Here is a 6,633-nt window from a genome sequence, read left to right as displayed (position 1 = left end):
GCCAGGTCGGTGCCGCGCCTCGCTCTGGTGCGTCGGCGGGTGGTGCTTCGACGGACGTCGGCGCTGCGGCGAGGTGCATTCGTGGCTCACCGGTACTCCGGGGGAGGGGCGCCCCAGGGAGGGCCGGAGCTGGCGGCGCGGTGGCGAGCGCGACGTGGAGCTCGGGGGGTGGGGGTGTGGCGGCGTCGGCGAGACGTCCTGCCGAGCTGAACAGCAGCGCTGCGGTGGTGACGAGGTTCGCGGCCGCGTGCCGAAGGGCACGGGAGCTCGGCACGGTGGTGGCTCGGCGGCCACGCACGATGGCGACGAGCTCGACGATGGCGCTGGCCGCCAGCTGTGCCCAGGCGAGCCACACGAGGACCGTGAGCGCCTTTACGAGTGTCCAGGTGTCGAGTTCACCGTGGGTCAGCGTGCGTTGGAACGCGATCCAGGTCGGCAGCTCGGTGGGCAGGGGCCAGCCGACGGCGGTGACCAGGGCGATGGGCAGGCCGACGAGTAGCGCGAGGAGCAGGGTCAGCGCTGTGAGGCCGCGGAGGAGGTCGAGGTGTCGTAGGTGCACGTCAGCCTCCTGGTCCGGTGATGCCGCGCACGGCCCGGGCCTCGCCGGTGCCGGTGACGGTGCGGGTGTGCAGGCCGACGGCGCTGAGCAGGTGGGTCTCGACGGTGATGGCGACGACCACCTGGACCCGGTCCCCGTCGACGTTCACGGTGCCGGTGTGGCCGACGCGCGCCAGGTAGTCGTGAACGGCACGGCTGGCGGCTGCAGGGTCGAGGCGGGTCGTGCCGCTGCCGCGCAGAGCGCCGACGTCGAGGGCTTGGGCGCCGGCGCGGGCGGCGTTGTCGGCGACGGCGAACGCTTCCCGCCGGCCGGCGAGGATGTGGCCGCCGTCGTAGAGCAGCCCGGCGACCATCAGCAGGGCGGTGGCCAGCCCGACCACGAGGATCGACACGCTGCCGTCCTCGGCCCTGGAAGCAGCGCCGGCGGTCACGGGAGGCCACCTCCTCGGTACACGTCGACCACCTCCACGGCCCGCGAGCTCACGGTGCGCTGGCCGGGGAGGCCGGTGAACGCCACGTCGCCGAGCGCCACGGTGCAGGTCACCTCGACGGTTACGTCCCCGCCGGGCCGGAACCGGCTCGTGTCTACCGCCACGTCCAGCCGGCTGCAGGTGACACCGTGGTGGTCGAGGTTCGCCCGAGCCGTCGCGCCCGCAGCGGAACGGGCAGCGTCGGCGGTGCCGGTGAGCGTGCCGGCGCGGGCGGCCTGCTGGGCGGCGTGGGTCACGGCCCCGTCGACCTCGCCGATCCGGCCGGTCATGACCACGAACCCGAGCAGCACCAACAGGACCGGGGTGAGCAGCACGACCTCGGTGGTGATCGACCCGTCCTCGCGTCTCATCGGTCGGGCTCCGCCACGAACCGCTCGACCGGCCCCTCGGCGACCCCCGTGACGCCGAGAGCCGTACCCGGGATCACCGCCGGGGTGGTGCCGGTCACCACGACACGGGCGGTCGTCAGGTCCCGGGCGGCGTCGACGCGCACCTCGCGCAACCCGCCGGCCTGGGTGAGGAACGCCACGGCACGGCCGTGGCCGGCGGCGGCAGTGCCCGTCTCGACCTGCGCGGCGACCAGCCCTTCCTGTGCGGCGGCGGTGGCAACCTGGCGGGCGTGCAGCCACAGGCCAAACTGCACGATCAGCAGAACCAGCAGCAGCACGACGGGCATGAGCAGCACCAGCTCGGTGGTGGCGCTGCCGGACTGTCCACGGCTGCTGGCGGGCATGTCAGTCGGTCGGAATCGACTCGGCCTTGGCCATCACCTTTGCGACGATGATGGCGCCGGCCGCGAGCGCGAGCCCGGCCAGGATCGCGGTGATGATGGCCGTCTCGGTCGTGATGGCGCCGTCCTGGTCGCGGGAGGCGTCGAGGCGGGCCAGGTAGCGGTGCCACAGGACGGTGAGTAGGCGGAGCTCGTTCATGTCCTCCTCCTGTCTAGAACCCGAGGATCTCGTAGGCCGCCGGGTAACCGACGAACACGATGAAGCCGACGACCAGCACGACCGAGGGCACCGACATGCGCTCGGTGGCGGCCTCGGCGTGGCCTTCCATGTCGGAGAGGTCGCGGTTGCGCATTGCCTGGGCGCGAGCCTGCAGCGAGGCCCGCACGCGCGCGCCGTGGGTACCGGCCAGCGCGAGCCCCGATGCGGTCTCGCGCAGCTCCGGCAGGTCGAGCTCCTCGCCGAGCCGTTGGAAGGCCCGCCACGGGCTCTCGCCAGCGAGCCGGGCCCGGGCGAGCGCGGATCGCAGCTGGTCGAACGCCCAGCCGCGGCCGGCGTCGGCCGCGTCGGCCAGCGCGGTCTCGACCCCGGCGCCGGCCGCGAGGATCACGTTGACCAGGTCGAGGTAGCTCGACAGGGCGTAGCGGAACCCGCGACGGCGTTCGGCGGCCAGCCGGCGCAGCAGCAGGTCGGGCAGCACGAACCCGGCCATGGCCAGGCCGGCGGCGGCCAGCACCGTGAACCCGATCGGTACCGGCACCCCGCCGAGCGCGACGATGATCGCGAGGACGGGCGGGAGCGCGAGCCCGGCCACGAACGCGAGAAGCTTGTCGACCAGGTGTTGCTCGCGGGTCCGTCCGGCGACCTGCAGGTCGCGGTCGAGCTCGGGCCGCTCGAGCCCGGCTTGGGCGAGCAGGTCACCGGCCCGGCCGACCGACCTCGCACGGGCGTCACGCCGGTCGGGTGCCGGGGCCGGGTGTCCGTCGAGGCGGGCGAGTGCGCTCGCGAGCGGTTCGGGCCGGGCGAGCAGCCCCGCGGCGGCCAGCAGCAGCCCACCTGCGATCGCGGCGCCTGCCACCAGTCCGGCGGTGACCATCAGCTCCACCGCCCCTCGGACGGGCGGGCGAGGAACCGTTCGGGTGCCTCGATCGCGGCCATCTTCTGCAGCAGCCACCAGCCGGCCGCGAACACCACCCCGACCCCGAGCAGCACCAGCTGCCCGACCGCGGTGCCGTACGGGGCGAGGTAGGGGCGGTTGAACAGCAGCAGCCCGCCCGCGAACAGCCCGAGCGTGCCGACCACGACCCGCACCGCGGTGCGGATCCGGGCGCGGCTGACGTGCACCCGTAGCCGCATCTCGGCTTCCGCTCGTGCGGAGCGGGCGAGCTCGGTCAGCAGCGGCACCAGCTCCCGGGCTTCGCGGCGGGCGGCGGTCAGCAACGCAGCGACCACGAGGTCCGCGGCCGGGTTGGCGAGCTCGTCCGCGAAGCGTTCCAGCGCGTCAGGCAGCGTCCCGTGGTCTAGGCGGCGGCCCAGCCGCTGCACCTCGGGACGGATCGGTTCGGGGGCCGCAGTCGCGGTGGCGGCGATCGCTTCCTCGAGGCCGGCCGCAGCGGCGAGGGTGTCGCGCAGCAGCTCGGTCCAGGCCGCTACCGCCTCGGTGCGGGCGACCATGTCGGCCTCCTGTCGGATGCGGCCGAGTGTCCCCGGGACCACCACCGCGACGAGTCCGGCCAGCAGCGCCCCGACCGGCCAGCCGGTGAGCAGCAGGACGACGATCGCCGCCGCCACGGCGGCCGTCGCCTGCAGCAGCCACTGAGGCTGGCCCCCGTCGGCACGCCGGGGTTGACGGGGCGGCCCCGGTGGAGTTCCGCGGAGCCCGACCACGATCAGCAGGATCCCGAGGCCGAGGGCCGCGCCGCACACCGCACCGATCAGGACCATGCCGGCTGCCCTCCCAGATCGGTGAGCAGCGTCCGGTCGAACCCGGCCGCTTCCAGCGCCGCGAGGGACTCGTCGTGCATCGTCCCGGTCGGAACCGCACGGCCGTCGGGGCCGGGGCGGAACACCTCGTTGGCGACCACCTCGGTGCCGTCGACGTCGCGGACCTCGAGCACGCTGGTCGCGACGCGGCGGGTGGTGCCGGTCGCCGGATCGCGTTGCTGGTCGAGGTGGACCACCAGGTCGACCGCGTTCGCGATCAGCATCGCGGTATCGGGCGGGGTGAGCCGGTGGGGCGGGAGCATCGCGTACATCTGCAGCCGGCGGAACACCCCGCGGGCGGTGTTGGCGTGGATGGTGCACATCGAGCCGTCCTGCCCCTGGCTCATCGCCAGCAGCATCGGCAGGACCTCCGATCCCCGGACCTCGCCAACGAACACCCGGTCGGGATCCATCCGCAACCCCATGCGGACCAGCTGCTCGAGGGTGATGCCCCCGTGCCCTTCCATGTTGGGTTCGCGGGCTTCGAGCGTGACGACATTGGGGTGGAGCGTGTCGAACCGGTCGATGTCGAGCTCGAGGGCGTCCTCGATCGTGACCAGCCGTTCGTCGGGCGGGATCTCGTTGATCAGCGCCCGCATCAGGGTGGTCTTCCCGCAGCCGATCCCGCCACCGATCACGATCGAGCGGCGGGCCAGCACCGCCGCGCGCAGGAAGGCTTCCAGCGGCTGGTCGAGGGTGCCGCGACGCGCGAGGTCGCCGAGGTAAGCGAGGTCGAACTGGTGCTTGCGGATCGTCAAGCTCGGCCGTGCCGAGACGTCCATGATCGCGAACAGCCGCGAGCCGTCGGGCAGCCGCAGGTTCAGCTCCGGCTGGGACGAGTCGAAGCGCCGCTCGGTCCGCCCGGCCCTCGCCGCAGCGGTGCGCAACAGCTCGATCAGCTCCGCGTCGGAGTCCGCGACCGGCTCGCCCCGGTGGCGGGAGCCGTCGGCGTGCTTGAGCCAGACCGTGTCGTAGCCCTGGACGTGGATGTCGGTGATGCGTTCGTCGTCGAGGTAGCGCTGCAGCCGGCCGAGCCCGAACAGCCGGTCGAACGCCTGCCGGGCCACCTCGTCCTCGACGTGTTCCGGCAGCGGGTCGAGGTCGTCACGTAGCCGCCGGCGGGCCTCGGCGTCGAGCGCGGCGGCGATCAGACTGCGGGCGTAGGCCCGCTCGTCCGCGCCCGTGAGGTGACCGTTGCTGCCGGCCCCGTCGGGCTGGGTGTCGCGCTCGCGGGCGAGACGGTCCGCGGCCTCGGCTGCGAACCGTTGCGCTAGCACGGCCACCTCGGCGTCCATCAGTCGGGCTCCCTCGCGGTCGGTGAGCCGCGCGTGAGCGCCGCGACCCAGCCGGTCCGGTCACGGTGCCCGTTGCCACTCACGGATCGCTCACGAACGGCCGTGGTGGACGCTGGTGGAGCCGGCTCGTCACTCACGGACGACTCATGAGCCCCGCCTCCCGTGGTCTCGTCGGCGGCCCTGAGCTGCTCGGCGACCGCCCGGGCGGCGCGCAGCAGCGTCGTCCGTTCCAGCCGGCCCGCACGGCGCCGCTGGCCCGAGAGCTGGTCGGCCCCCGCAGGATCGTGTGGCAGCGTCGTGAGCACCGTGACGTCGAGTGCGGCCGCGACCTCGCCGGGCGGGTAGGGACCCTCGCCCACCAGCAGCAGCGCCGGCCGGGCGCCGACCGCCAGGAGCCGGGGGAGCGCCGGCCGCAGGTGCTGGAGCTCGTCCAGGCGAGGACGGGCCACCACCACGAGCACGTCAGCGGCAGCGGCCAGCGGCGCGGCAGGCGAGCCGGCCCGCAGGCGGCCACAGTCGACCAGCCCGTCCCGGTCCGGATCGCTACGCAGGGCGGTGGCGAGCGGCCCGCCGAGCAGTTGCAGCGCCCGGCTGGCGTGCTCGGGGTCGGCTGGCCCGACCAGCGCCGGCACCCCGCCACCCGGGAGCGGCTGGGTGTGCCGCTCCAGCTCGCCAGCTCGGAGCGTCCGACGGGCGGCCGCGGCGAGGCTCGTCAGCCCCGGCTCGGTGAGCAGCCCGGTACGGGCCGCGAGGCTGCCGCCGTCCGGGTCGGCGTCGACCAGCAGCACCGGCCGCTGGCCCGGCCAGGTGGCCGCCAGCGCCAGCAGCGAGGTCGTCACCCCCGGCGACGCCTTGACCGACGCGAGCGCGACCACCGTCATGACGCCGGCACCAGCACGAGCCGCACCCGGCCCTCGGCCGCCGCCGAGGCGATCGCCGGCCCGGTGTCCTGCGGCACCGTCAGCGACACCATCAGCCCGGCGCTGGTCTCCGATAACGGCCCGACCGCGTACACCTCCGCGTCATCGGTCAGCACCGCCGCACCGCTGCCACCGTCGCTGCGCACACCGGTCGGATCCGGGGTGCGGACCACCTCGACCCGATCCCCGGGCGTGAGCGCGGCGATCGGGTACTCGCCGGGCTGCAACGCCAGCCCGACCACGCTGAACCCGTCCGCGACCTGCGGCCCATCCGAGAACTGCTCGCGGGTCACGAGGCTGCCGGCCGGCAGCGGGCCGGTCGCCGTCAGCCCGACCAGCTGCAACCGGTCGTCGGCCGTCACGAGCGGGAGCTGCTCGTCGGCCGCGACGTCGACGACACGCAGGTGGTCGTCGGTGAGCGTCTCGCCGCGCTCGATCGGCATCGCCAGCGCCAGCACCGGGGCCCGGTCGGCGACCCGGGCGAGCGTGACCGCGCCGAACAACCCGCCCGCCAGCACGACCGCGAGTCCGAGCGCGACCCACGACAGCTTCGGGCGACGTGCCTGACCGGCTGGTGGGTCGAGGCGGAGATCCGGTGCTCGCCCGCGAGGTTGCCGGGTCTTGGCGGCTGGGGGAGTGGTGGTCGACACGGTCCACC

The 6,633-nt window shown here is 74.4% G+C and carries 9 protein-coding genes and 1 pseudogene; all 10 read right to left on the bottom strand.

The annotated features are described in order from the left end of the window. Nucleotides 1-559: pseudogene (locus tag ACERM0_RS12230) on the bottom strand (hypothetical protein); the annotation flags it as partial. A 1-nt stretch (nucleotide 560) separates the two neighbouring features. Then, complete coding sequence (locus ACERM0_RS12225) at nucleotides 561-989, bottom strand: pilus assembly protein TadG-related protein (RefSeq protein ID WP_373678870.1); 429 nt, start codon at nucleotides 987-989, stop codon at nucleotides 561-563. Continuing rightward, nucleotides 986-1,399, bottom strand: a complete 414-nt coding sequence (locus ACERM0_RS12220; RefSeq protein WP_373678869.1) for a TadE/TadG family type IV pilus assembly protein — start codon at nucleotides 1,397-1,399, stop codon at nucleotides 986-988. The genes ACERM0_RS12225 and ACERM0_RS12220 overlap by 4 nt, the downstream gene beginning before the upstream one ends. Further along, entirely contained in the window at nucleotides 1,396-1,782 is a 387-nt protein-coding gene (locus ACERM0_RS12215; protein WP_373678868.1) for a TadE/TadG family type IV pilus assembly protein, read from the bottom strand. Before ACERM0_RS12215 ends, ACERM0_RS12220 begins: the two co-directional genes overlap by 4 nt. 1 nt (nucleotide 1,783) lies before the next feature. Then, complete coding sequence (locus ACERM0_RS12210; RefSeq protein WP_373678867.1) at nucleotides 1,784-1,978, bottom strand: hypothetical protein; 195 nt, start codon at nucleotides 1,976-1,978, stop codon at nucleotides 1,784-1,786. Nucleotides 1,979-1,991: 13 nt separating this feature from the next. Further along, nucleotides 1,992-2,873: a type II secretion system F family protein gene (locus ACERM0_RS12205; RefSeq protein WP_373678866.1), complete on the bottom strand. Its 882-nt coding sequence runs from the start codon at nucleotides 2,871-2,873 to the stop codon at nucleotides 1,992-1,994. Next, nucleotides 2,873-3,721 carry a type II secretion system F family protein gene (locus ACERM0_RS12200; RefSeq protein WP_373678865.1) on the bottom strand — a complete coding sequence of 283 codons (849 nt, stop codon included), beginning with the start codon at nucleotides 3,719-3,721 and terminating at the stop codon, nucleotides 2,873-2,875. The genes ACERM0_RS12205 and ACERM0_RS12200 overlap by 1 nt, the downstream gene beginning before the upstream one ends. After that, complete coding sequence (locus tag ACERM0_RS12195; RefSeq protein WP_373678864.1) at nucleotides 3,712-5,055, bottom strand: CpaF family protein; 1,344 nt, start codon at nucleotides 5,053-5,055, stop codon at nucleotides 3,712-3,714. Before ACERM0_RS12195 ends, ACERM0_RS12200 begins: the two co-directional genes overlap by 10 nt. After that, on the bottom strand, nucleotides 5,055-5,936 hold the full coding sequence (locus ACERM0_RS12190) for a chromosome partitioning protein (protein ID WP_373678863.1): 882 nt from the start codon (nucleotides 5,934-5,936) through the stop codon (nucleotides 5,055-5,057). The genes ACERM0_RS12195 and ACERM0_RS12190 overlap by 1 nt, the downstream gene beginning before the upstream one ends. Next, on the bottom strand, nucleotides 5,933-6,625 hold the full coding sequence (locus ACERM0_RS12185) for an SAF domain-containing protein (RefSeq protein WP_373678862.1): 693 nt from the start codon (nucleotides 6,623-6,625) through the stop codon (nucleotides 5,933-5,935). Before ACERM0_RS12185 ends, ACERM0_RS12190 begins: the two co-directional genes overlap by 4 nt. Nucleotides 6,626-6,633 lie beyond the last annotated feature (8 nt).

Source organism: Egicoccus sp. AB-alg2, assembly GCF_041821065.1.
In the GTDB taxonomy this organism is placed as follows: Bacteria; Actinomycetota; Nitriliruptoria; order Nitriliruptorales; family Nitriliruptoraceae; genus Egicoccus.
This window is presented reverse-complemented; position numbering and strand designations above follow the sequence as displayed.